This is a genomic window from Microvirga calopogonii (genome assembly GCF_003347665.1).
In the GTDB taxonomy this organism is placed as follows: Bacteria; Pseudomonadota; Alphaproteobacteria; order Rhizobiales; family Beijerinckiaceae; genus Microvirga; species Microvirga calopogonii.
This window is the reverse complement of the sequence record NZ_QDGA01000002.1, coordinates 343,211-366,616: the sequence shown is the minus strand read 5'-3', so window position 1 is coordinate 366,616 and position 23,406 is coordinate 343,211. Positions and strand designations below refer to the sequence as shown.

Annotated in this window: 24 protein-coding genes; 12 read left to right on the top strand and 12 right to left on the bottom strand. The window is 64.2% G+C overall.

The features are described from left to right. Nucleotides 1–75: 75 nt before the first annotated feature. Nucleotides 76–2,781, bottom strand: coding sequence for an aconitate hydratase AcnA (gene acnA / locus DDF70_RS04255; RefSeq protein ID WP_114943603.1), 2,706 nt, complete (start codon nt 2,779–2,781; stop codon nt 76–78). Nucleotides 2,782–3,010: 229 nt separating this feature from the next. Between acnA and ccmA the strand changes: the two genes are divergently transcribed. From ccmA to DDF70_RS04240, 3 genes are read left to right on the top strand one after another with little or no spacing between them, the layout of a single operon-like run. Next, a complete protein-coding gene (gene ccmA, locus DDF70_RS04250) occupies nt 3,011–3,667 on the top strand; it encodes a heme ABC exporter ATP-binding protein CcmA (RefSeq protein WP_114943602.1) in 657 nt (218 codons plus the stop codon). After that, the gene (gene ccmB, locus DDF70_RS04245; protein WP_114943601.1) at nt 3,664–4,332 is read left to right on the top strand and encodes a heme exporter protein CcmB; all 669 of its coding nucleotides are present in this window, start codon (nt 3,664–3,666) and stop codon (nt 4,330–4,332) included. Before ccmA ends, ccmB begins: the two co-directional genes overlap by 4 nt. A 50-nt stretch (nt 4,333–4,382) precedes the next feature. Beyond that, complete coding sequence (locus DDF70_RS04240; RefSeq protein ID WP_114943600.1) at nt 4,383–5,264, top strand: bifunctional helix-turn-helix transcriptional regulator/GNAT family N-acetyltransferase; 882 nt, start codon at nt 4,383–4,385, stop codon at nt 5,262–5,264. 6 nt (nt 5,265–5,270) lie between these two features. Here DDF70_RS04240 and DDF70_RS04235 read toward each other — a convergent pair whose 3' ends face one another. Continuing rightward, complete coding sequence (locus DDF70_RS04235) at nt 5,271–5,948, bottom strand: ArsR/SmtB family transcription factor (protein ID WP_114943599.1); 678 nt, start codon at nt 5,946–5,948, stop codon at nt 5,271–5,273. 78 nt (nt 5,949–6,026) lie between these two features. Here DDF70_RS04235 and DDF70_RS04230 point away from each other — a divergent pair, with 78 nt between their 5' ends. Together DDF70_RS04230 and DDF70_RS04225 are read left to right on the top strand one after the other, a co-directional pair. Then, nucleotides 6,027–6,356: an NIPSNAP family protein gene (locus DDF70_RS04230; protein ID WP_114943598.1), complete on the top strand. Its 330-nt coding sequence runs from the start codon at nt 6,027–6,029 to the stop codon at nt 6,354–6,356. Then, a complete protein-coding gene (locus tag DDF70_RS04225; protein WP_114943597.1) occupies nt 6,353–6,757 on the top strand; it encodes an antibiotic biosynthesis monooxygenase family protein in 405 nt (134 codons plus the stop codon). Before DDF70_RS04230 ends, DDF70_RS04225 begins: the two co-directional genes overlap by 4 nt. 133 nt (nt 6,758–6,890) lie before the next feature. Here DDF70_RS04225 and DDF70_RS04220 read toward each other — a convergent pair whose 3' ends face one another. Then, entirely contained in the window at nt 6,891–7,130 is a 240-nt protein-coding gene (locus tag DDF70_RS04220) for a helix-turn-helix domain-containing protein (protein ID WP_170316025.1), read from the bottom strand. Nucleotides 7,131–7,326: 196 nt separating this feature from the next. Beyond that, the gene (locus DDF70_RS04215; RefSeq protein ID WP_114943596.1) at nt 7,327–8,313 is read right to left on the bottom strand and encodes a M23 family metallopeptidase; all 987 of its coding nucleotides are present in this window, start codon (nt 8,311–8,313) and stop codon (nt 7,327–7,329) included. Nucleotides 8,314–8,646: 333 nt separating this feature from the next. On the opposite strand from DDF70_RS04215, the gene DDF70_RS04210 reads away from it, so the two are divergent. The 3 genes from DDF70_RS04210 to DDF70_RS04200 are packed head-to-tail and all read left to right on the top strand — an operon-like array spanning nt 8,647 to nt 10,117. Then, complete coding sequence (locus DDF70_RS04210) at nt 8,647–9,387, top strand: heme ABC transporter permease (protein WP_114943595.1); 741 nt, start codon at nt 8,647–8,649, stop codon at nt 9,385–9,387. Between the two features lie 3 nt (nt 9,388–9,390). Continuing rightward, a complete protein-coding gene (gene ccmD / locus DDF70_RS04205; RefSeq protein ID WP_114943594.1) occupies nt 9,391–9,546 on the top strand; it encodes a heme exporter protein CcmD in 156 nt (51 codons plus the stop codon). Then, nucleotides 9,539–10,117 (top strand): DsbE family thiol:disulfide interchange protein, encoded by a 579-nt coding sequence (locus DDF70_RS04200; RefSeq protein WP_114943593.1) that lies wholly within the window; start codon nt 9,539–9,541, stop codon nt 10,115–10,117. The genes ccmD and DDF70_RS04200 overlap by 8 nt, the downstream gene beginning before the upstream one ends. Here DDF70_RS04200 and DDF70_RS04195 read toward each other — a convergent pair. Continuing rightward, entirely contained in the window at nt 10,083–10,571 is a 489-nt protein-coding gene (locus DDF70_RS04195) for a YaiI/YqxD family protein (protein ID WP_114943592.1), read from the bottom strand. The genes DDF70_RS04200 and DDF70_RS04195 overlap by 35 nt on opposite strands. A gap of 136 nt (nt 10,572–10,707) precedes the next feature. Here DDF70_RS04195 and DDF70_RS04190 point away from each other — a divergent pair, with 136 nt between their 5' ends. Next, complete coding sequence (locus DDF70_RS04190) at nt 10,708–12,051, top strand: adenylate/guanylate cyclase domain-containing protein (protein WP_162820211.1); 1,344 nt, start codon at nt 10,708–10,710, stop codon at nt 12,049–12,051. 3 nt (nt 12,052–12,054) lie between these two features. On the opposite strand, the gene DDF70_RS04185 is transcribed toward DDF70_RS04190, so the two are convergent. Continuing rightward, nucleotides 12,055–12,681 carry a DsbA family protein gene (locus DDF70_RS04185; RefSeq protein WP_114943590.1) on the bottom strand — a complete coding sequence of 209 codons (627 nt, stop codon included), beginning with the start codon at nt 12,679–12,681 and terminating at the stop codon, nt 12,055–12,057. Between the two features lie 126 nt (nt 12,682–12,807). Beyond that, nucleotides 12,808–15,384 carry a bifunctional diguanylate cyclase/phosphodiesterase gene (locus DDF70_RS04180; protein ID WP_162820210.1) on the bottom strand — a complete coding sequence of 859 codons (2,577 nt, stop codon included), beginning with the start codon at nt 15,382–15,384 and terminating at the stop codon, nt 12,808–12,810. 363 nt (nt 15,385–15,747) lie between these two features. Between DDF70_RS04180 and DDF70_RS38665 the strand changes: the two genes are divergently transcribed. Continuing rightward, on the top strand, nt 15,748–17,613 hold the full coding sequence (locus DDF70_RS38665; protein ID WP_114943588.1) for a calcium-binding protein: 1,866 nt from the start codon (nt 15,748–15,750) through the stop codon (nt 17,611–17,613). Between the two features lie 385 nt (nt 17,614–17,998). Here DDF70_RS38665 and fabI read toward each other — a convergent pair whose 3' ends face one another. The 3 genes from fabI to fabA form a co-directional block, all read right to left on the bottom strand. Further along, nucleotides 17,999–18,829 carry an enoyl-ACP reductase FabI gene (gene fabI / locus DDF70_RS04170; protein WP_114943587.1) on the bottom strand — a complete coding sequence of 277 codons (831 nt, stop codon included), beginning with the start codon at nt 18,827–18,829 and terminating at the stop codon, nt 17,999–18,001. Nucleotides 18,830–18,987: 158 nt separating this feature from the next. Continuing rightward, nucleotides 18,988–20,211, bottom strand: coding sequence for a beta-ketoacyl-ACP synthase I (fabB, locus tag DDF70_RS04165; RefSeq protein WP_114943586.1), 1,224 nt, complete (start codon nt 20,209–20,211; stop codon nt 18,988–18,990). A 214-nt stretch (nt 20,212–20,425) separates the two neighbouring features. Then, nucleotides 20,426–20,947, bottom strand: a complete 522-nt coding sequence (gene fabA, locus DDF70_RS04160) for a 3-hydroxyacyl-[acyl-carrier-protein] dehydratase FabA (RefSeq protein WP_170316024.1) — start codon at nt 20,945–20,947, stop codon at nt 20,426–20,428. Nucleotides 20,948–21,177: 230 nt separating this feature from the next. Between fabA and irrA the strand changes: the two genes are divergently transcribed. Both irrA and DDF70_RS04150 read left to right on the top strand, forming a co-directional pair. Next, on the top strand, nt 21,178–21,654 hold the full coding sequence (gene irrA / locus DDF70_RS04155) for an iron response transcriptional regulator IrrA (RefSeq protein ID WP_114943584.1): 477 nt from the start codon (nt 21,178–21,180) through the stop codon (nt 21,652–21,654). Between the two features lie 66 nt (nt 21,655–21,720). Then, nucleotides 21,721–22,593 carry an EamA family transporter gene (locus DDF70_RS04150; RefSeq protein ID WP_114943583.1) on the top strand — a complete coding sequence of 291 codons (873 nt, stop codon included), beginning with the start codon at nt 21,721–21,723 and terminating at the stop codon, nt 22,591–22,593. 9 nt (nt 22,594–22,602) lie between these two features. Here the strand turns inward: DDF70_RS04150 and DDF70_RS04145 are convergent, their stop codons facing one another. Next, entirely contained in the window at nt 22,603–22,749 is a 147-nt protein-coding gene (locus DDF70_RS04145; RefSeq protein ID WP_114943582.1) for a DUF3096 domain-containing protein, read from the bottom strand. Nucleotides 22,750–22,821: 72 nt separating this feature from the next. Next, nucleotides 22,822–23,355, bottom strand: a complete 534-nt coding sequence (locus tag DDF70_RS04140; protein ID WP_114943581.1) for an SH3 domain-containing protein — start codon at nt 23,353–23,355, stop codon at nt 22,822–22,824. Nucleotides 23,356–23,406: the final 51 nt, after the last annotated feature.

Below are 23,406 nucleotides of genomic sequence, written 5' to 3'. Positions count from 1 at the left end.
GGCGGCCGAAGAAGCCGCCTTTTTCCAAATCTCCGCCCGTTCCTCTGCCGAAGAGCGGGCGCTTTGCCGTAAGCCTTACGCCGCGAGCTGACGCAGGACGTAGTGCAGGATGCCGCCGTTGCGGAAGTACTCGACCTCCTCCAGCGTATCGATGCGGCAATGCACTGGCACCTTGCGCACCGAACCGTCGGCGGAAGTGACTTCCATCTCCATGCGCTGGCGCGGCTTCAGATCGCCGGCAAGACCCTTGATGGTGATGGTCTCGTCGCCCTTCAGACCGAGAGTCTCCCAGGACGTGCCCTGCTCGAACACGAAGGGAGCGACACCCATGCCGACGAGGTTCGAGCGGTGGATGCGCTCGAAGCTCTCGGCGATGACGGCGCGCACGCCGAGCAGGTTCGTGCCCTTCGCCGCCCAGTCGCGCGACGAGCCGGTGCCGTATTCCTTGCCAGCGAGAACCACCAGCGGAACGCCCTCGGCCTTGTAGCGCATGGCCGCGTCGTAGATGAACATCCGCTCGCCGGAAGGCTGGTGGATGGTGTAGCCGCCCTCGACCACGTGGCCGCTCTCGTCCTTCACCATCTGGTTCTTGATGCGGATATTGGCGAAGGTGCCGCGCATCATGACTTCATGGTTGCCGCGACGGGTGCCGTACTGGTTGAAGTCGGCGACGCGCACCTGATGCGACTGCAGGTATTCACCGGCCGGCGAAGCGGCGCGGATATTACCGGCAGGCGAGATGTGGTCCGTGGTGATCGAGTCCTGGAACAGGCCCAGGATGCGCGCGTTCAGGATGTCCGTGACCGGCTTCGGCTCCTTGGTCATGCTTTCGAAGTAGGGCGGGTTCTGTACATAGGTGGAACCCATGTCCCACTCGTAGGTGAGGCCCGGCTCGAACGTGACCTTCTTCCAGTTGGCATCGCCCGAGAACACGTCGGCGTAGCGGGTCTTGAACAGCTCGCTCGTGATCGTGCGGTCGATGAACTCCTGCACCTCGGCCGAGGAGGGCCAGATGTCCTTCAGGTAGACGGGCTTTCCGTCCGAGCCCGTGCCGAGGGGATCCTTGGTCAGGTCCACCAGCATGGAGCCGGCGAGCGCATAGGCCACCACCAGCGGAGGGGAGGCGAGGTAGTTCGCGCGCACATCCGGGTTCACGCGGCCTTCGAAGTTGCGGTTGCCCGAGAGCACCGACACGGCCACGAGATCGTTGTCGTTGATCGCCTTTGAGATGTTCTCCGGCAGCGGGCCCGAGTTGCCGATGCAGGTGGTGCAGCCGAAGCCGACGAGGTTGAAGCCGAGCGCATCGAGGTCGCCCTGGAGGCCGGCCTTCTTGAAGTATTCCTCGACGATCTGCGACCCGGGCGCGAGCGAGGTCTTCACCCATGGCTTGGAGGTCAAGCCCTTGGCGACGGCGTTGCGGGCGAGAAGGCCTGCGCCGATCATCACGCTCGGGTTCGAGGTGTTGGTGCAGGAGGTGATCGCCGCGATCACCACGTCGCCGTGGCCGAGATCGTAATTGGCGTCTTCCACCTTCACGCGCTTGCCGATTTCGCCGGCCTTGCGGAACTCCTTCTCCATGGCGCCGAGGAACTCGGTCCTGGAGTTGTCGAGGGTCACGCGGTCCTGCGGGCGCTTGGGACCTGCGAGCGAGGGCACCACGTCGCCGAGGTCGAGCTCGAGGGTGTCAGTGAAGACCGGATCCGGCGTCTCGGCCGTGCGCCACATGCCTTGAGCCTTGGCATAGGCCTCGACGAGGGCCACGCGCTCGTCGGTGCGGCTGGTGGTCTTGAGGTAATCGATGGTCTTGGCATCGATCGGGAAGAAGCCGCAGGTTGCGCCGTATTCCGGGGCCATGTTGCCGATGGTGGAGCGGTCCGCCACCGACATGTCGTTGAGGCCGGGGCCGTAGAACTCCACGAACTTGCCGACCACGCCCTTCTTGCGCAGCATCTGGGTGACGGTGAGCACCAGGTCGGTGGCGGTCACGCCTTCCTTGAGCTTGCCGGTGAGCTTGAAGCCGATGACTTCCGGAATGAGCATAGAGACGGGCTGGCCGAGCATGGCAGCCTCAGCCTCGATGCCGCCGACGCCCCAGCCGAGAACGGCGAGGCCATTGACCATGGTGGTGTGCGAATCGGTGCCGACCAGGGTGTCCGGATAGGCGGTCTCTTCACCGGTCGCCGTGTCCTTGCGGGTCCAGACGGTCTGGGAGAGGAATTCCAGGTTCACTTGGTGGCAGATGCCGGTGCCTGGGGGAACGACTGAGAAGTTCTCGAATGCGGTCTGGCCCCACTTGAGGAAGCGGTAGCGCTCGCCGTTGCGCTGGTATTCCAGCTCGACGTTGCGGTCGAAGGCCTTCGGGGTGCCGAACTCGTCGACGATGACCGAATGGTCGATCACGAGGTCGACGGGGACGAGCGGGTTGATCTTGCGCGGGTCGCCGCCGAGGTTCTTCATGGCGTCGCGCATGGCGGCGAGATCCACCACGGCGGGAACGCCGGTGAAGTCCTGCATCAGAACGCGGGCGGGACGATAGGCGATTTCCTTCTCGTCCTTGCCCTTGTTGTTGAGCCATGCGGCCACGGCCTCGATATCGGTCTTGGTGACCGTGCGGCCGTCCTCGTAGCGGAGCAGATTCTCGAGCAGCACCTTCATGGAGAAGGGCAGCTTCGAGGCGCCGGTCAGGCCGTTCTTCTCGGCCTCGACGAGGGAGTAATAGGTATAGGTCTTGTCACCGACCTTGAGGGTCTGGCGGGCATTGAAGCTGTTGTTGAGCGTCACGGCGAATCCTCGCGTGCATTTGGGTTACGAACATGTGTTCGGCCGAAAGCGCGATAAGCGCGCGCCGCTCCGGGGGCGCCCGGACAGGGGAGAAGCGCGCGAGACGGATTGGACGCCTTGGCGCGCGGCGCAGCCGAGGGTGCTATAGATCATTTCGAACCATCCCGCTACACGGTTTAGAACCATTCTGGGGTGCAATCAGGGCAGGGGTCCGGGTTTGGGACAGGGTTTGCGTCTGAGCGTTAACAATTTGGCCTGCGAGCGGGGAGAGCGCCGTATCTTCGAGGGGGTTTCGTTCACCCTCGAGCCCGGCGGGGCCCTGGTGATCACCGGCCGCAACGGCGCCGGCAAATCCACCCTGCTGGAGCTGCTCGCCGGACGTCTCACTCCCGCGGCCGGAAAGATCCTCTGGGAGGGGGCGGGTGAGCGCACCCTGCCCGAATGTCTGCATTACGTGGGGCACCGCGACGCCCTGAAGGCAGCGCTTACGGCGGAGGAGAACCTGACCTTCGCCCGCGACTTCCTCGGGCATCCGGCGATGAAGCCGAGAGACGCGCTCGAAGCCGTCGGCCTCGTCCATGCGGCCCGGCTGCCGGTGGCCTACCTCTCGGCCGGGCAGCGCCGCCGCGTCGCGCTCGCCCGTCTCCTGGTGGCCGAACGCCCGCTCTGGCTTCTCGACGAGCCAACCTCGGCACTCGATGCCGCGTCCCAGGAAACCTTGCGTCTTCTCCTCGAGCATCACCGCGAGACCGGCGGCATGATCGCGGCCACGACCCATTCGCCGCTGTTCCTCAGGGAAGCGAAGGAGATCAGGATCGAACGCGTCAGCCCTGTCTCCTCGGTGGGGCAGGGGGCCGAGTGGAGCGAGGCGGGAGAGGCCCCATGATTCGCTCCTTCCGCGCCCTTCTGATCCGCGACCTGAAGCTCGCCGCCCGCGTCGGCGGTTCGGGCGTCATGGGGCTCATCTTCTTCCTGATGATCGTGACGCTCATCCCCTTCGCGCTCGGCCCCGACCTCAACCTGCTCTCGCGCATCGGGCCGGCCATCCTCTGGATCGCCGCACTGCTCGCGACCCTGATCGGCCTCGACCGGCTGTTCCAAGCCGATCAGGAGGATGGATCCCTTGATCTCCTGAGGCTCTCGCACGCGCCCCTCGAGGTCGTCGTGCTGGCCAAGGTGGTGGCCTATTGGCTCGTCACGGGCCTGCCGCTCGCCATCGCGGCGCCCTTCCTCGGTCTGCTCGTGGCACTGTCGCCGGAAGGCATGCTCGCCATGGTGGCGACCTTGCTGGTCGGCACGCCCGCGCTCACCTTCATCGGTGCCGTAGGCGCGGCCCTCACCTCGTCCTTGAGGCGCGGCGGGCTGATCCTGGCTATCCTGGTCGTGCCCTTCATGATCCCGACGCTGATCTTCGGCGTCTCGGCCGCCAATGCCGCCCTTGGCGGGACGATTCCCTTCGCGACGCCCTTCCTGGTCTTGGTCGCCCTGTCGCTGATCGCCGCAGTGATCGGAACGATCGGTGCGGCCGCGGCCCTGCGGTCGGGAGAGTAGGGCGCCTCGATCAGGTTGCACCAGACAAGATCTCTGACTAAAGTCAGACAATGGATCAGCGCCAGATCGATCAGGTTCGCCGCTTCAACCGCATCGTCACGCAACATGTCGGCGCGCTGGAGGACAGCTATCTCCAGCGGGGCCGTCCCCTGGGCGAGGCGCGGCTCCTGCACGAGATCGGGCCGGATGGCGTCGACGTGCGGGCTCTGCGCGACCGGCTCGGGCTCGATTCCGGCTATGTCAGCCGCTTGCTGCGCTCACTCGAAACGCAGGGTCTCGTGAAGACCGGCAATGGTCAGGGCGATGGTCGGATCAGGCGCGCCGTTCTGACGCCGAAGGGGTGTGCGGAGCGGGCGACCTACGATGCACTGTCCGACGATCTCGCCGCTTCCTTCTTGTCGCCTCTCGATTCGGCGCAGCGCGAGCGACTGGTGAACGCCATGGCCGAGGTCGAACGTCTGCTGCGGGCAGGCGCCGTGGAGCTGCACCTCGAGGCGCCCGACAGCGCGGCCGCGCGTGCGTGCCTGGAGCAGTATTTCCGCGAGCTCGCCGAACGGTTCGACATTGGCTTCGATCCGGCCAGAAGCAACCCGGCCAGCGTCGAGGACATGACGCCCCCGGCGGGATACTTCATGGTCGCCCGGCTCGATGGCCATCCCGTCGGGTGCGGCGCACTTAAGGTCGCAGACGGCATCACCGGCGAGGTCAAGCGGATGTGGACCGCGCCGTCCGCGCGCGGACTCGGGATCGCCAGAAGGGTGCTGCGGGCGCTCGAGGAAAAGGCGCGCGACGTCGGTCTCGTCAGACTGCATCTGGAAACCAACCGCTCCCTGACGGAGGCGCAGGCCTTGTACCGCCGCGAGGGCTATGAGGAAGTCACGCCCTTCAACAGCGAGCCCTATGCTCACCACTGGTTCGAGAAGCCGCTGTAATGGCCGTTACGATGGGCTGAAGGCTGCATCGAATCCTTCGATGCCCTCGCAGGTGAAGGTGAGAACGCGACCGGCATCGCGCCGGACCCATTGTCGGTCGATCATCGTGGAGAGGATCGCCGCGCCGAGTGCGCCGCCGAGATGACTGTGGCGCTCGCTCCAGTCGAGACAGGCGCGACAGACGGGGCGGCGGCCGTTTTCGAGCCGCGCGAGATCGATGCCGAAATCGGCGAAGAAGGTACGGCCCTTGGGCGTAAGGGCCAGATCCTGTCCGCCCTCGATGAGACCTTGGCGCTGTGCTCCCTTCAGCAGCGCGACGCCGCGTTCTCCCGCGAGATGGTCGTAACAGACCCGGGCGGACCGGAGCGCCGCATCCTTCGGACCCGTTCTGACGCGGGTGGCGCCCGTGCGCTGCGCCAAACCCATCAGGGCCTCCAGAACCTGCGCCACGTCCGGGCCCGAAAGCCGGAAATAACGGTGCCGGCCCTGCTTCTCCGCCGTCAGCAGGTTCGCGGCATCGAGCTTGGCGAGGTGGCCGCTGGCCGTCTGGAGCGTGACGCCAGCCGCTTCGGCCAACTCGCTCACGGTCAAAGCCCGCCCGTCCATGAGGGCGGTGAGGATGTTGGCTCGGGCCGGATCGCCGAGGAGCGCAGCCACGGAGGCGATGACGGGTCCTTCTTTCATACTTCGATCATAGCCGAACCATCGACGTCATACAATCAGCTAGAAGGGGGCGTGTTCCAGCCAACAGCAAGGTTCAAGATGATCACCTGCTTCATTCGCTACGAGATCGATCCGTTCAAGGTATCCGCCTTCGAGGAATATGCCCGCAACTGGGGCCAGGCCATTCCCCGCTGCGGCGCGGACCTCATCGGCTATTACGCGCCGCACGAAGGCTCCGCCACGACGGCCTATGGCGTCTACAACATCGGCAGCCTAAGCGATTACGAGGCCTATCGCGAGCGCCTGCGCAACGATCCGATGGGGCGGGCCAATTATGAGTTTGCTAAAAGGGAACAGTTCATCCGCCGGGAGGACCGGATCTTCCTGCGGCTGGCCTCCGGCCCTCATACGGAGCTTGTCAAACCATGATCGCGGTGATCTTCGAAGTCTGGCCTGACGGGGAGGACGGGAAGCGGGATTATCTCGGTCTCGCGGCGGCGCTGCGCTCCGATCTGATGGAGATGGACGGCTTCATCTCCGTCGAGCGCTTCCAGAGCCTGACCGAGCCGGGCAAGCTTTTGTCGCTGTCCTTCTGGCGCGACGAGGAGGCGGTGCGGGCGTGGCGGAACCTGCCGTCGCATCGCAGCACACAAGGCGCCGGCCGTGCCGGCGTCTTCCGCGATTACCGTCTGCGGGTTGCCGGTGTGATCCGCGATTACGGCCTCAACGAGCGCGAACAGGCGCCGGCCGACAGCCGGGTGGTGCATGATCCTGTCTCATCCGAGGCCTCGGCCTCAAAGTCTGATCCATCAATCTCGACCTCATCCTGAGGAGGTCGCGCAGCGACCGTCTCGAAGGAGGCTCCAGAGAGCACTGGAGGCGCCCTCGTCCTTCGAGACGGATTGCTGACGCAATCCCCTCAGGATGAGGGCTTAGGGAAGAGCGAAATAATGAGCCAGGCACTCAGGCTGATTCTGAGCGCCTGCTCTGCGCTGGGCGCGTCAGTAGAGCGGCCGGTGTCGTCTTGAGACGTTGAGCGATTTTTGCGATGACGTCGAGCGATGGATTGCGCACGCCGCGCTCGATTCCCGATATGTAGGTTCGGTCGATATCGATTTCATGCGCCAGCTCCTCCTGTGAAAGCTGGAGCGCTTCACGAGCCTTGCGCAGGTTCTGACCGAGAATTCGCTTGTAGTTTTCCATGGGCGCATGAGGCCCTTATGTAGACTGAGCGTCCACGGACTCAGCGTCACAATTCACTTGACGTGATATGTAGACTATAGTCTACAATTTGAGCCCGTGGCCGGGGGGTATCGCCATATGTCCAAGACGAAAAGTCCAAAAGCCGGTACAGCCGCTTGAGACGGTCCCTGAGCCCCCGGCCGCCACTTTCCTTGCGTCATGGCCTCAGGCTGATCCCGAAGGCCTGCTCGATGGCGGGTTTGCCGTCCCGCTCTACCCGATAGATGGCACGATAGAGGCCGGGCCGGAAACCGCCCTGCGGCTGCTTCACGCCGGCGAAGGCCATCCACTGCGCCTTGTCGCGGTCGAGGGGCGGGGCCCTGTTCTGGGCCAAGGGCTTGCCGTCGGAATCGAACAGGGTGAGCGTCTGAATGTCGCCGCCTTTCAGGCCGATGGCCCGGACAAAGGCCACGAGGGCAGGGGACCTCGTCGTCGGGATGTCCTGTTCGGCCGCGCCGGACTCGATGGCTTCCATGGTGACGGGGCCGGGAGCGAAGCCCTTGTTGAGGACGCTGCCGCCCTGATAGGCGAGGGCGCGCTGGAGCGAAGCCTCCCACAGCGATTTGCCGCCGCCGCAGGATTTGTCAGGCGCGCCATAGGCGAAGGGATCGATCGGCTTGCCGTCCTTGCGCAGGGTGAAGTGCAGGTGCGGAAATTCCGTCATGCCCGACAGGCCGATCCTGCCGATCCGATCGCCGGTTTTTACCGGGTCGCCCGGCTTCACCGCGAGGCTGCCCTTCGCCATGTGGCAATACTGTGCTTCCCAGCCATTGCCGTGGTCGATCACGGCGCCGTTGCCGCATTCGGTATTGGCGACGCTGTCCCGTCCCCGCCCGCTGATCGAAACATCCTCGACGCCGTCGCGGGTCCGCAGCACCTTGCCATCGGCCGCGGCGATCACATCGACGCCGGCCTTCTGGGCGGCCATGGTCGGAATCCGGATATCGGTGCCGTCATGCTTGTCGTAGGTGAGGGTGCCGCATTGATAATCGCTCGCGGCCGGCGACGGGTCACGGTCCACGTAATGCTGGATGAAGCAGGTGCGGCCGATCTCGCAGGCGACGGGCAGGCGCAGGGAGATGTCCTGCGCGGCGGCTGGAAGAGCGAGGGTGAGGCCGACAAGGCTTGAAAGTCCAAGGCGCATGATCGCTCCGCAACATTGATGCGGGATTATAGGCCGTTCCGCGTGGCGGATGAAAGGCGGGAGGACTTAACACTCACGTCATCACCGGCCATGTGCCGGTGATCCCGATGCGAGAGGCGCGGCGCTTCATTAGACCGGGATGGCCGGACAAGCCCGGCCATGACGTGAAAAGGGTTCGCATCTGGTCAAACAGAAAAGCCAAGGTCCTACGCACATTTCCGGAATGCCCAAATGCCCTGGACATCCTTAAAAGCGGCTTTCTGGCGAAAACGTTACGCGACTTGCGGCGATGTCTCCGTTGCAGGTGCAATTCAAGACCGCTACATCGAACCCATGATCCGAGAGCTTGCCAATCCGACCCGCTTCATGAGCCTCAGCGGCGCGCTTCTGCCGTGGGTGGGAGGCTTGGCTGCGCTGCTCCTGGCCGTCGGGCTCTACATGGTCTGGTTCACGGCGCCGGCCGATTACCAGCAGGGCGAGACGGTCAAGATCATGTACATCCATGTCCCGGCGGCGTGGCTGTCCCTGTTCTTCTACATGACGATGGCGGCTTCCGCGTTCGGCACGCTCGTCTGGCGCCATCCGCTCGCCGACGTGTCGCAGAAGGCGGCCGCGCCCATCGGGGCGGCCTTCACGCTGATCTGCCTCGTCACCGGCTCGCTCTGGGGCAAGCCCATGTGGGGCACCTATTGGCAATGGGACGCCCGGCTCACCTCCATGCTGGTGATGCTGCTGATCTATCTCGGCATCCTGGCGCTCTGGCGCGCCATCGAGGAGCCGAACCGCGCCGCCCGGGCCGTGTCGATCCTGACCCTCGTGGGCGCGGTGAACGTGCCGATCGTGAAGTTTTCCGTCGATTGGTGGAACACCCTGCACCAGCCGGCCTCCGTGTTCCGCCTCGGCGGGCCAACGATTCATTCCTCCATGCTCGTGCCGCTCCTGGTGATGGCCGTCGCCTTCACCCTGGTGGGAGTCGCGCTGCATCTCTCCGGCATGCGCACCGAGATCCTGCGCCGCCGGGTCCGTACGCTCACGATCCTCGAGGCCGAGCGCCTCGATGCACAGGCGGCCTGAACGATGTCGCACACGTTCTTCATCGCATTCTCCTATATACTGACAGCGCTGGTGATCGCCGGATTGATCCTGCGCGCGGTAATCGATCACCGCATCCAGGTGCGCGCGCTGGCCGAGCTCGAATCGCGCGGCATCGGCCGGAGGTCCCGCCGTGGCTAAAGCCGCCGAGCGCCCGCGCCTCCGCCTCATCTTCCTGCTGCCCGCGCTCGTCTTCGGCGCGCTGGTGGTGCTCTTCGGCGTGCAGCTGATCTCGGGGAGAAACCCTGCCGAGGTGCCCTCGGTCCTGATCAACAAGCCCGTGCCGACCTTCAGTCTCGCGCCGCTCGAAGGCCTTATGGCCAACGGCCAGCCCGTGCCCGGCTTCTCGAACCAGGATCTCAAGGGCCGCGTGACGGTGGTGAATGTGTGGGCTTCCTGGTGCGCCCCGTGCCGTCAGGAGCATCCGCTGCTGGTGGATCTCGCCAAGGATCCATCGATCCGGGTGGTCGGCATCAACCAGAAGGACAATCCCGACAATGCCCGCCGCTTTCTCGGCGCGCTCGGCAATCCTTATACCGCCGTCGGCGTCGATCCGAACGGCCGCGCCTCCATCGACTGGGGCGTCTACGGCGTGCCCGAAACCTTCATCGTCGGCCCGGACGGCACCATCCGCTACAAGCATATCGGCCCGCTGACGCCGGAGAATTTTGCGAGTTTCAAGGAGCGCCTGAGACAAATCCCGCGCGCTTGAGCCGGTTGATCGCCACGTCGAGCGCGGAGAGGAAGGCCGAGCGGTCCTTCTGCGAAAACGGTTTCGGCCCGCCGGTCACCTCGCCCATGGCGCGCAGGTCCTCCATCAGGTTGCGGGTGGCGAGCGCCATGCCGACGGAGGCTTCCGTGAAGGGTTTGCCGGTGGGGCCGATCACCTCGGCGCCGGCCTTCACGCAGCGGCTCGCGAGCGGGATGTCGGCGGTGATCACGATGGCGCCGCGCCGGGCGCGCTCGGCGATCCAGTCATCGGCTGCGTCGAAGCCGGAACTCACCACGACGCGCTCGATCAGGGGATTCTGCGGTACCTGGAGGAAGGCGTTCGAGACCACGAAGACGTTGACGCCGTGCCGCTCGGCGACTCGGTAGATCTCGGGCTTCACCGGGCAGGCATCCGCATCCACATAGACGACGATAGGTTGGAACATCTCGGTCATCGGCCATATATTCCTGTGGGATGCGGGATGCCGCCGGGACCTTTCCGGTAGGTCATGACGGCGTAACCGATCCGTAATGGGCTTTGAGTCACGTGTCGACCGGACCATATCCATCCTGGAGAGCAGAAAGAACCCCGTGACTCCCCGATCCCGCATCCGCGCCGCGCTGGGCTTGATCAACAGGCTGCGAACATCTCCCGTCCTGAGCGATGCCACGCACCGGCTGATCCGTGAGGCCGATACGGGCGCGCTTCAGCGCGCCGGGCTCGCGCGCATGGTCACGGCCGGGCTGCTTCTCATGGCCGTTCTGGTCACCACGGCGGGCGTCGAGCTCACCAATCCCATCGCGCTCAGGCAGATCTGGGCCGCCGAGCTGACCCTGGTCCTTTTCGGAGCGCTGGGCTGGTGCGGTGCCTGGCTCGCGTCGAAACGGATCGGCATCGAGAAGCTGCCGTTCATCACGGCCGTGCTCGATGCGTGCCTCGTCCTCGGCAATCTCGGCTATACCCATTGGGGTCTCGGGATCCCCGGCAGTCTCTTCTCGGTGTTTCCGGTCGCCTGGGTCGTGCCGATCACCATGGCGGCGGCGGCCATTCATTACCAGCCCAGGCTCCAGGCCTTCGTGGCGGCCCTCTACGTGATCGGCCTTTCGCTGCTCGCCTTCGGGAGCGGCTATTTGAGCCCGGCCGAGCGCCAGGAGGATCTGGCGGAAATCGTCGGCGTCTTCTCGGCCCAGGCCAACATGGTGCGCGTCGTCATGGTCTTCGCCGCCGCCCTGATCCTGATCCTGGTGGCGCGCCAGGGCCGGCTCATGCTGGAGCGGGCCGTGCGGGAAACGACCTTGCGCGTGACGCTCACCCGCTACCTGCCGCGGGAGCTGGCGCCGATCCTCACCGACCAAGCCTTCGCGTCCCTGCGCCAGGGCCGGCGCATTCCAGTGACCCTGCTCTTCGTCGACATCCGTGCCTCGACCACCTTCGGCGAGACCATGGAGCCGGCGCAGCTCGCCGTCTTCATCACGTCGTTCCGCCGTCGGGTCCTGAGGGCGGCCTCCCGGCACGGGGGCGTCATCGACAAGTTCACGGGCGACGGGGCCCTCATCCTCTTCGGGGTGCCGGGGGCCAGGGAAGACGACGCGAGCCGGGCGCTCGCCTGCGGCCGCACCCTCCTGACCCTGATCGACCGCTGGAACGCCAAGCGCGGCTTCAACCCGCCGGTGCGCCTCGGCATCGGCATCCACACGGGCGACGTGTTCTGCGGCGTCGTGGGGGACGAGAGCCGGCTCGAGTTCACGGTCGTCGGCGAGACCGTCAACATCGCCTCGCGCATCGAGCAAGCCACGAAGACGGCGGATTGCGAACTCCTGGCCTCGCAGGAGACCGTAGCGGCAGCCGGCGAGGAGGAAAGCTGGATCGAGGTCGCATGCGATCCCCTGCCGGGGGTCACGCGCAAGATGGTGCTGATGAAGCCGGCCGGATAAGGCTCACCCCCGCGCCCGCGCGATCGCCTCGCGCTTCTGCGCCAGACTCATGCCGCCCACATAGGCGTCCGTCCCGATCAGGAAGGAGGGCGTCGCCACGACGCCGAGGTCGTTGCCGGTGGCGAAGGCGTCTTTCATCCAGCCGGTGGTCTTGTCGCTGTTGGCGATCTCGGTCATGCGACTCCGGTCGCCGCCGAGCTTTTCCGCCTCCGCCAGCGCCCGCTCCCCATCCACCGTGCCGCGTAAGCCGAACAGGGCGAGATGCAGGGGCAGATAGCGCTCGGGGCCGTAGAGCTGCAGAAAGGCCAGGGCCGCGCGCGTCGCCGCGACCGATTGCGGGCTCAGCACGGCGAAGTTCACCAGCACGTAGGACAGCTCGGGCTCGGCTTTCAGAAGCTCGGGCAGGGCCTGCGCCGAACGTTTGCACCAGGGGCAGTTGTAGTCGAAATACTCCACCATGATCACGTCGCCGTGCTGGTGACCGAGGCGCACGATGGAGGGCAGGTTCAGAGCGTTCTCGATCAGCTCCACCGGGACCATCTGCGGCTCCGGCGCGGATTGCGCGAAGACGGGAGCTTTCGTACCGGACAGGGCGAGGCCGGCGAGAAGAACGCGGCGGGACAGGATCATGAACAGCACTCTCGTAAGGTGAGATCCTCGTGCCGGTCGAACATGGCGATGGCAAGGCCAAGGTTCGCTTTCTCGCAGACTCGTGAAAGGTGGTCCGGTGCCTGTGGTTGGCACTCGCGCAAGGCCTTACCCCCCGGCCCATGAGGTGATGAAGACCGGCACGTCTCCGGCCGGCATGGGGCGGCCGAAATGGTATCCCTGCACGAGATCGCAGCTCATGCGCTGCAGCAGGGTCGCCTGGAAGGCGGTTTCGACGCCCTCGGCCACGACTTCGATGCCGAGATTGCGGCCAAGGCTCAGAAGAGCCCTGACGATGGCGGCATCGTCCGCATCCGTCTCCAGGCCATCCACGAAGCTCCGGTCGATCTTGATCGCATCGACCGGGTAGCGCTTGAGATGCGACAGGGAGGCATAGCCGGTGCCGAAATCGTCGAGCGCGATCGTGACGCCCTCCGCGCATAACGTGCGCAGCGCCCGTTCCACGTATTCGGCGCCGGAGCCGAGAAACACGCTCTCGGTCACCTCCACTTCGAGGCAATGTGCTGGCACGTTCATCGATCTCAGGTCTTCGAGCACGCGCTCGGCGTAGTTGTCGCGCCGGAACTCGGCCGCCGAGGCGTTGATGGCGATCCGTCCGAAGGTCAGGCCGGTCTCGAGCCAGGAGCGGATATCCTTGAGGATGCAGGATCGCATGCGCTCGCCGATGGCCGTGCCGAGTTCCGTGTCGTTGAAGGCGGAGGCGATCTTTTCCGGCGACTGGATTCCGTTGCGCGGATGATGCCAGCGCAGAAGCGCCTCGAAGCCGCCGATCGAGCCGGAGGCGAGCACCACCTTCGGCTGGTAGAACGGCACGATCCAGTCCGACGCGACCGCCCGCGCGGCGACCTCCAGGGCGGAGGCCTGCCTTTGCGACTCCTCCCGCATGGTCGTGACGAACATCCTGAACGAGCCGCGTCCGGAGGTCTTGCTGCGATAGAGCGCCAGGTCCGCCTGTTTCTGGAGTTCCTCCGGGCTCATGCCGAAACCGACCGAGATGGCGCCGCCGATGCTCGTGCGGCAGTCCAGAAGCTTGCCGTTGCGCTTCAAGGGCTCCTGCATGCGGGCCAGGATGGCGTCGGCCATGGCGGCAACATCGCCTTCTCCTGCGATTCCGGGCAGGAGCACGGCGAACTCGTCGCCGCCCAGGCGGGCGACGGTGTCGCCGGATCGCACGACACTGCGCAGCCGCTGCGCAAACTCCTTCAGAAGGTCGTCGCCGGCATCGTGACCGAACCGGTCGTTGATCTGCTTGAGGTGATCGAGATCCATGACCAGCAGACCGGCGGCACGAGGCGATCCCAATGTGTCATTGAGAGCCTTTTGCAGGCGCTCGCGGAAGAGCCTGCGGTTGGCGAGGCCCGTGAGATCGTCATGATGGGCGGCCCAGCGGAGGGTTTCCTCCGTGAGCTTGCGATCATGGATGTCCTCGACGGCACCGTACCAGCGAACAACAGCGCCTTCTTCGCTGCGGCGGGCTGCGGCGCGGGAGCGGAACCAGCGATAGGACCCATCGGCCATGCGCAGGCGGTAATCCATATCGAGGCCCTGTCCGGTCGAAACGGCGCGTCCCCATTGCCTGATGATGGCAGCCAGGTCGTCGGGATGCAGCGCCTGCCGCCAGCCGGAGCCGAGAGCATCCTCCACGCGCATCCCGGTCCGGTCATACCAGCGCGACGAGATATCAAGCAGGTTGCCCCGCGGATCCGCCGTCCAGGAGATTTGCGGATTGAGTTCGATGGAATGCCGATGATGCTCCTCGCTCTCGCGCAGGGCCGCATCGCTGCGCTGCCGCTCGAGAGCCAGGGCTGCCAGATGCAGCAGGGCCTCCATGCGCTCCATCTCATTGCATGTCGGGGCGCGCGGTTCGCCGTAATAGAACCCGAAGGTGCCCAGCACGTCGCCGGAGCGCGAAAAGATCGGCTTGGACCAGCAGGCTCGGAGACCGTGCGTCAGGGCAAGGTCGCGCCAGTTGGCCCAGAGAGGATCGGAAGCGATGTCGGTGACGATGACGCTGGTGCGGGAGTAGGCGGCGGTGCCGCACGAACCTTTATCGGGTCCGACACCCAGACCGTCGATGGCAGCATTATAGGGAGCCGGAAGGCCGGGCGCGGCACCGTGCCGGAGCAAGCCGGCCTCGGCATCGTACAGCAGGATCGAGCATTTCGCCCCCGGGAGCTGTGCTTCGGCCAGGAGGCAGAGCGCCGTCAGAATTTCACCGACCGGCTGACCGGCGGCGACCATTTCCAGCACGCGGGCATGGCCCTGCAGGGCGAGCTCCGCTTCCTTGCGCTCGTGGATGTCTTCCGTGGTCCCGTACCAGAACGCGATCGCCCCGGCTTCGTCACGCCGCGCGGCGGAACTCGACCGGCACCACCGGTAATGGCCGTCCGCCATCCTGATCCGGTACTCGCACTGGTAGGGCGTGCCCGCCGCGAGGCTTTCGCGCCTCGCCTCGACCAGGCGGGGTAGGTCGTCCGGATGAACCAGCTTGACCCATCCGTTCCCGACCAGGGCTTCGGGCGGCTGGCCGATCCACTCGGACCAGCCGGGCCCGACCTGGACGACCGTTCCGTCCGCATCGGCCAGCCAGGGGATCTGCCGGCTCAGGGCGAAAGCGTAATGATACAGACTGTCATAGATTGTCGGTTCATTCCTCTGCGGCATGAGCAAATCTTCACGAGTCAACTCATGGGGCGAAGCAAATTCAACGTCCTCGTTCCAACGCATACCGCAAACCGAAATGCCGCGAATATCGAATAAATTCTTGGCGTATATTGCAATGCCTGTCCATTAGGAGGAATGGACTAACGCAGCCTTTCAGAGAACGCGACAAGGCTGATTTTTTATTGATGCTTTATTGGTAAGGTTAAACGGGGACGCAAAAGCGCAGTTCCGGAAGCAGCAGTTCGTCGACCGGCATGCATCGTCGTGAGCCAGACTCACGACCCAAACTCGGCACCTTATTTTGTAATAACGTAAAATTTAATATGGGCCGACCATCCCTCGTTTTTCCCAGCCGAGCCTTGCATGACCCAAACCCCTCTCCAAACCCTTGCCGGTAATACCTTCAACCTGACCAATAATGCCGATAACCCCGATATCATTACCGGAACGGCCGACGATGACACCTTCGTAGCCGTCTTTGGCACCCTCAATGTCGGTGACAGGCTCAACGGCGGCGCCGGAAACGATACGCTGCAGCTCGGGTACTGGTCCAATGGGAATGGATATAGCAGCATCCCGCTTTCGCAGATTGCTTTCACAGGCATCGAAACCATCCTGGGCTCGGATCAAAACGATCTAATCGACCTCGATGGAGGGCAACTCCAGGACATCAGGGTCATTAACGGCGGTGGCGGCACATTCAATTCGCTGAATCTTCGAGGAGCCACGATCGACCTGACCGGAAAGACGATCACGGCGTTCCGATCGATCAGTCTCGTCGAGAACGGGTCGACCATCACGGTCGACAATGTGGCCACTGCCAAGCTGATGTGGGGCAATCAAGTGCAGAACGATCACCTGATCCTCACCCAGGGAACGCTCACGAACGACGAACGTAACCAGCTTCATGCCCAGGGCATCGACAAGATCACCGTTGGAAGCGTCACGACGGAGAACAAGGCTCCCTTCGTGGCCAATCTGGACGGCGACCTGGCTTTCTTCGTCAGCAACACCGCTGTCCGGCTCGATACGGGAGCCGCTGCAACCCTGACCAACGACGATGAAACGTTGTCCTACCTTTCCGTCAGAGTCTTGAACCGCAGGGCCGCTGGCGATGCCATTGGCATCGATGTGTCAGGGGGAGATATCAAGCTCTCTGACGGGATGAACACCGGAAGCAAGATCTCCGTCCAAACGCCAAACGGATGGGTGGAGATCGCAGGGATTAATGTTGGACCAGGCTTCCTTGGCGTCAGCCTCTACGATAATGCCGGAACCTCGCGGGTGCAGACCCTCCTGAGAGCCCTGACCTATCAGAGCGCCAGCGGCGAGTTGGCGGAAACCTTGAGGATCCAGCTGTCGCTGCTCGATCCTGGCGGCCGAGAATCCGTGTCGATCATGAAGGTCGTTCGGCCCAACAACATGAACCCGACCGTTGCGGTTGATGGGGTGACGAGCTTCACGGTCAAGGAGGGCACCGCCTTCTCCGCCCTGCTCACCACCAGTGACGACATCGCAAACGAGGTGAGCGTCTCGTTCGACGGCGCGGCGCCGAACGGCGGCAACGCGGGCGGGCTGTTCGTGATCGAGGGTGGCCGGCTCAAGCTCGCTCCCGGCCGCGCTCTCGACTACGATGCGCTGGCCACGGGTCAGAAGTCGGTCACCGTCTATCTCAAGGCCACCGATACGGAAGGCGGCACCACCACGCAGGCCGTCACGATCAACGTGACCAACGATAGCAATGACGACGGCACCGATGGGCCTGACATTCTCATTGGCGGGGACGAGAGCGAAAGCCTGACCGGCAAGGGTGGCAACGACGTCGTCCGGGGCAATGGTGGCGACGATACGCTCTCCGGTGGCCTCGGCAACGACATGCTCGATGGCGGGGCGGGCAAGGACGTGTTCGTGTTCGACGCCAAGCTTTCGAAGACCAACACGCTCAACAAGAAGCAGAACCTGGACAAGATCGTCGACTTCGTGGTGGCCGACGACACGATCCATCTGGCGAAAAGCGTGTTCGCGAAGATCACGAAGAAGGGCGTGCTCAAGAAGAGCGAGTTCTACATCGGAAGCGCGGCGCATGACCGGGACGATCACGTGATCTACAACAAGAAGACCGGCGCGCTCTGGTATGATCCGGACGGCAATGGCGCCAAGGAGGCGATCCAGTTCGCCACCCTGTCGAAGAACCTCAAGCTCACCAACCTCGATTTCTTCGTCGTCTGAGGCAGCAACAAGGCTTCAGGCGTCCGCCCAGTCCTCCACCGACATCACCGGCCTTGTGCCGGTGATCTCGACGGGAAAAGCGTCAGCGTCATAAAATCGGCATGGCGGGGAATGATCCACGTATCGGGTCCGCGGGCGGTCGAGGCGTCCGTTGCGGCTGCTCCTGGTGCCAAGCCAGCGGAGGCGATATCCCGCAGGCTCCCGCCTTCTCGACGGCCAGACGCGTCTTTGCCGACAAGGTCCATGACAGCAACGCCTTGCGCCACTGCGGTGGGAGTCGAGGCGGTGATACCGTTCAACCTGGTACGACCGGCAGCCGTCCACTTTCTCAGCTTCAATCACCTCGCCTGCGCGATCCTATGGATGCGTCGAAGGTCGATCCAGCCTAGCCTTCTTCTCCGGTCACGCCGGCGGCGTCCTGGGCCTTCAGGACCTCGGGACGCGGCATCGAGATGATGTTGTAGCCGGAATCCACGTAGTGGATCTCGCCGGTCACGCCGTTGGAGAGATCGGACAGCAGGTACAGGGCCGAGCCGCCGATATCCTCGATGGTCACCGTGCGGCGCAGGGGAGCATGGGCCTTCTGGTAGGTGAACATGAGGCGGGCATCCGAAATGCCGGCACCGGCGAGCGTGCGCACCGGACCGGCCGAGATGGCGTTGCAGCGAATGCCCTGGGGGCCGAGGTCGGACGCGATGTAGCGCATGGAGGCTTCCAGCGCCGCCTTGGCCACGCCCATCACGTTGTAGTTCGGCATCACCCGGGTGGAGCCGCCATAGGTGAGGGTCAGGAGCGAGCCACCGTTCCTCATGCGCTTGGCGGCGCGCTGGGCGATCTCCGTGAAGGAGAAGCAGGAGATCACCATGGTGCGGGAGAAGTTCTCCCGGGTGGTGACGTCCACATAGGAGCCCTTCAGCTGCGACTTGTCGGAAAAGCCGATGGCATGGACCACGAAGTCGAGGCCGTCCCAGGTCTTGTCGAGGGTCTCGAACACCGCATCGACGGAGGCGATATCCTCCACGTCGCAGGGGATGACGAGCTCGGAGCCGAGCGATTGCGCCAGGGGAGCGACGCGCTTGCCGAGGGCCTCGCCCTGATAGGTGAAGGCAAGCTCCGCCCCGTGCTGGGCCAGGGTCTTGGCGATTCCCCAGGCGATGGAATGGTCGTTGGCGACGCCCATGATGAGGCCGCGCTTTCCTTGCATCAGACCGGTCACTTGGGTCCCCCTGTGCATCGGCTCCATCGTGCGACGCCAATTATTATGAAAGTGTGCATCGCGAGCCGGAAGAATGGTGTGGTTAAGCGTGTCCATGCGAGGTCCCCAGGAATGTATCGGGGCTTCGCATGGACCTGTCTCAGGTTTATGACGGCGTCTTACCCGTTGTAACGGCTGAAGACGAGTGTGGCATTGGTGCCGCCGAAGCCGAAGGAGTTCGACAGGACCGTGTCGATCTTGGCGTCGTCGATCCGCTTGCGGATGATGTTCATGTCGGCGAATTCCGGATCGAGCTCGTCGATGTGGGCGCTCTCGCAGATGAAGCGGTTGTTCATCATCAGAAGCGAGTAGATCGCCTCCTGCACGCCCGTTGCGCCGAGCGAGTGACCGGTGAGCGATTTCGTCGCAGAGATCGGCGGGCACTTGTCGCCCGAACCGAAGACCGTGCGGATCGCCTCGATCTCCTTCTGGTCGCCTACCGGGGTCGAGGTGGCGTGCGGGTTGATGTAGTCGATCGGGTTCTGAACGTCCTTGAGGGCCATGCGCATGCAGCGGATCGCACCCTCGCCCGAAGGGGCCACCATATCGTAGCCGTCGGAGGTCATGCCGTAGCCGACGATCTCACCGTAGATCCGCGCGCCGCGGGCCTTGGCGTGCTCCAGCTCCTCAAGCACCAGCACGCCCGCGCCGCCGGCGATCACGAAGCCGTCGCGGTTGGCGTCATAGGCGCGGGAGGCGCGTGAAGGGGTGTCGTTGTACTTGGTGGACATGGCGCCCATGGCGTCGAAGAGGTTGGACATGGTCCAGTCCAGATCCTCGCAGCCGCCGGCGAACATCATGTCCTGCTTGCCGTACTGGATCATCTCGTAGGCATTGCCGACGCAGTGATTCGAGGTCGCGCAGGCGGACGAGATCGAATAGTTCACGCCCTTGATCTTGAACCAGGTGGCGAGCGTGGCGGAGGCGGTCGACGACATCGCCTTCGGCACGGCGAACGGGCCGATGCGCTTGGGGCCCTTTTCGCGGGTGATGTCGGCCGCTTCCATGATGATGCGGGTGGAGGGACCGCCCGAACCCATGATGATGCCGGTGCGCTCGTTCGAGATCTCGCTCTCCTCGAGGCCCGCATCCCGGATGGCTTGGTCCATGGCGACATGGTTCCAGGCGGTGCCCCGGGCGTGGAAGCGCATGGCGCGGCGGTCGACGATCTCTTCCGGGTTCAGGCTGGGAGCGCCGTGAACCTGGCAGCGGAAGCCGTATTTCGTGTAATCTTCGGCCTTGCTGATCCCGGACTTCGCTTCGCGCAGAGAGGCAAGCACCTCCTGCGTGTTGTTGCCGATGGACGAAACGATGCCCATTCCGGTGACGACGACGCGCCTCATAGCCTACCTCTTCAAAGGATCTTCAATTATCTGCCTTAGCGGTTCAACACGTAAGGTCGATCCTGCTCATTCTCAACACTGAGCCATGCAAAACGGATGAAAGCGTCGTCCCAAGGAAGGCCCCGCCGTTTCACGGCAGGGCTGGTTCTTTAAAAAAGATTACGCTTTGTCAATAGGATGGGATAGGTACTGACCTTAGGTCAGCGCCCTCGAACTAGCCGCCCGCGGGGGCATCCGCCTGGAACAGGCCGACGCGCATGTCCTTGGCCTCGTAGATCCGGCGCCCGTCGGCCTCGAGCCAGCCGTCGGCGATGCCGAGCACCAGCTTCGAGCGGAAGACGCGCTTGAGATCGACGCCGTAGACCACTTTCTTGACCGTCGGCAGCACCTGGTCGGAGAACTTCACCTCGCCGACGCCGAGCGCCCGGCCGCGTCCGGGCGAGCCGCCCCAGCCGAGGAAGAAGCCCGTCATCTGCCAGAGGGCGTCCAAGCCCAGGCAGCCCGGCATCACGGGGTCGCCCTGGAAATGGCACGGGAAGAACCAGAGATCCGGTCGCACGTCGAGTTCCGCCACCACATGGCCCTTGCCATAGGCACCGCCATCCTCGCCGATGGAGGTGATACGGTCGAACATCAGCATGGGCGGGAGCGGCAATTGCGCGTTGCCCGGACCGAACAATTCTCCGCGCCCGCAGGCAAGGAGCTCTTCATAGGTAAAGCTGGACTGGCGGGCCATTCCGGATGCCGATCCTTTCATCGCGTCTTCAACAAGCGGCCTCGAGACGGTCTCGGGACCTGGGTGCCGGCTCTGGTAGCACAGGCTTGGCGATCCATCAAAGGGACCTGAGCCGGGATTCTTCACCGTTCTCGGAACCGGTGCCGCACCCGGAGCAGCCTTGCGGTAATCCTCTCGCTTTCCTATGATTGTGATGGTAGAAGCGCCCATCCGTTCATTCAGTTCCGCCGATGACCGATCCTTTATCCGCCTATATCGAGTCCGCCACCGCCCCGCATCGCAAGGGGTGTCCCGTGTCCGAATTGCGGGACAAGCTGCGCCGCGTGGGTCTGCGCCCGACCCGGCAACGCGTGTCCCTGGGCTGGCTCCTGTTCGGCAAGGGCGACCGGCACATCACGGCTGAACTGCTGTTCGACGAGGCGTCACGCGCTCGCGTCCCGGTCTCGCTGGCGACGGTCTACAATACCCTGCACCAGTTCACGGAGGCCGGCCTCCTGCGCCAGCTGTCGGTGGACGGGGCCAAGGCCTATTTCGACACCAACCCGACCGAGCATCACCACTTCTTCCTGGAGGAGGAGGGCGAACTCGTCGACATGCCCGAGACTGCCGCCGTGAGCGTGGCCGACCTGCCCGAACCTCCTGCCGGCATGGAAGTGGCCGGCGTCGAGGTCATCGTGCGCCTGCGCCGCAAATCTTGCAAAGCTTAGAGAACGAAGTTACGTCCTTAAAGCGGCCGACCGGGTTTCGCGAGCGGCAACCTGGATGTCTCTATCATGCCGCTTGCTCATAGCCTTTGTGCCGTCCTTGTCGCGTTCCTCTGGGGCCTCAGCTTCGTCGTCATCAAACTAGGTGTTAACAACACACCGCCCCTGCTGCTTGCTGCCATGCGCTTCTTCTTCGCTGCGCTGCCCGCGGTGTTCTTCATCCCGCGTCCCAAAACAAGCTGGCGGAACGTGGTGGCTTATGGATTCTTCCTCGGGGTAGGGCAGTTCGGCCTGCTCTTCGCGGCGCTCGCCATTGGCATGCCGGCCAGCCTCGCTTCCCTCGTGATGCAGGCTCAGGTCTTCTTCACCATCCTGTTCGCCGCTCTCGTGATGAACGAGCGGCCTAGCCCCCACCAGGTGCTCGGCAGTGTCGTCGGCTTTCTGGGGCTCTGCATCATCGCGCTGCCGCGCCTCACCGGCAGCGGAGCGGCACCATTCCTGATGACGGTGGCGGCGGCTGCGTCCTGGGGAGTAGCCAACACCATTTCCAAGCGCGCGGGCCGCGTGGACATGCTGAGCTATATCGTCTGGGCAAGCCTCATCGCACCGCTGCCGCTACTTGGCCTGTCCCTTTGGCTGGACGGGCCGGACCGCGTTGTTTCGGCTCTTGTCCATATCGACAAGGGCACCCTGGCGGCAGTGGCCTATCTCGCCTATCCCAGTACGCTCCTGGCATTCGGTATCTGGGCCTATCTCCTGTCCCGCCATGCGGCAGCGGTGGTGACGCCTTTCGCCCTTCTCGTGCCCGTGGCAGGGATTCTCGGGTCCGCGCTTGTACTCGGAGAGGTCATGCACCCGATCGAGGCCCTCGGCGGCGCGGTGATCGTCCTCGGGCTGGCTTTCAACATCTTCGGGAGGCGGCTCCTGAAACGGGCTGCTTAAACTTGTCCTTCAGCGGATAAAGCCGAATCCGACCAGCGCATAGACGATCAGGAAGATCGCCACGAAGACGTTCAGGAAGCGCGGGGCAACAAGAGATGCAATGCCGAGAACGAGGGCGAGGATCGGCAGTAGCTTGAAGCTTAGGTTGAGGCTCATGAAGACAGGGCTTTCGAGAAAAGAAACGATATTTCCTTCTATAGCCAAAAAGCTTGATAAATCGGAAAGAGCCTATTCCACGGTCTCGTTGGGATAGACACCCCAGAGCTTCTCCTGCTGGATGTAGCCGTCCACGTCCCGGGCGCCGTCCAGCACGATCACGACGCGGCACCATTTGCCGTCGCAGCCCTTGATGTTGGTGATCACGCCCGGCTGCAGATGGGCCGCCACGCCGCCTTTCTCATCGGCCCGGTCGAACAGGTTGATGGGCGGCTGGTTGCCCTTGGCCCAGGGCATGACGAGCGCCGTGCGCCGGCCCGACAGGAGGGAGTGAAGCACCCAGCCTTCCGTGCCTTCCGAATCGCGGATGCGCCGCCAAGTCTCGTACTCGGCAATGATTTCCACCGGCAGGCCGGCCCGCTGGAAGACCCAGGCGGTCCTGTGATCCTTGGACGGGCCCTCGCGCAGGTTCACCCGGTCCGTCTTGAGGCTCACATAGCGCGGCACCGGCAGGCCGGTGCCGAGACGGCCGCCCGGGGGTTGCTGAGCGACGGCCGTTGCGGCGCTCAGGCTGACGAGAGCAAGGGCAAGGGCGATCTTGCGCATGGTTACCCCGATCGTGACTTTGTCTTGGGTTGAGGCTCTGGTAGAGAAGCT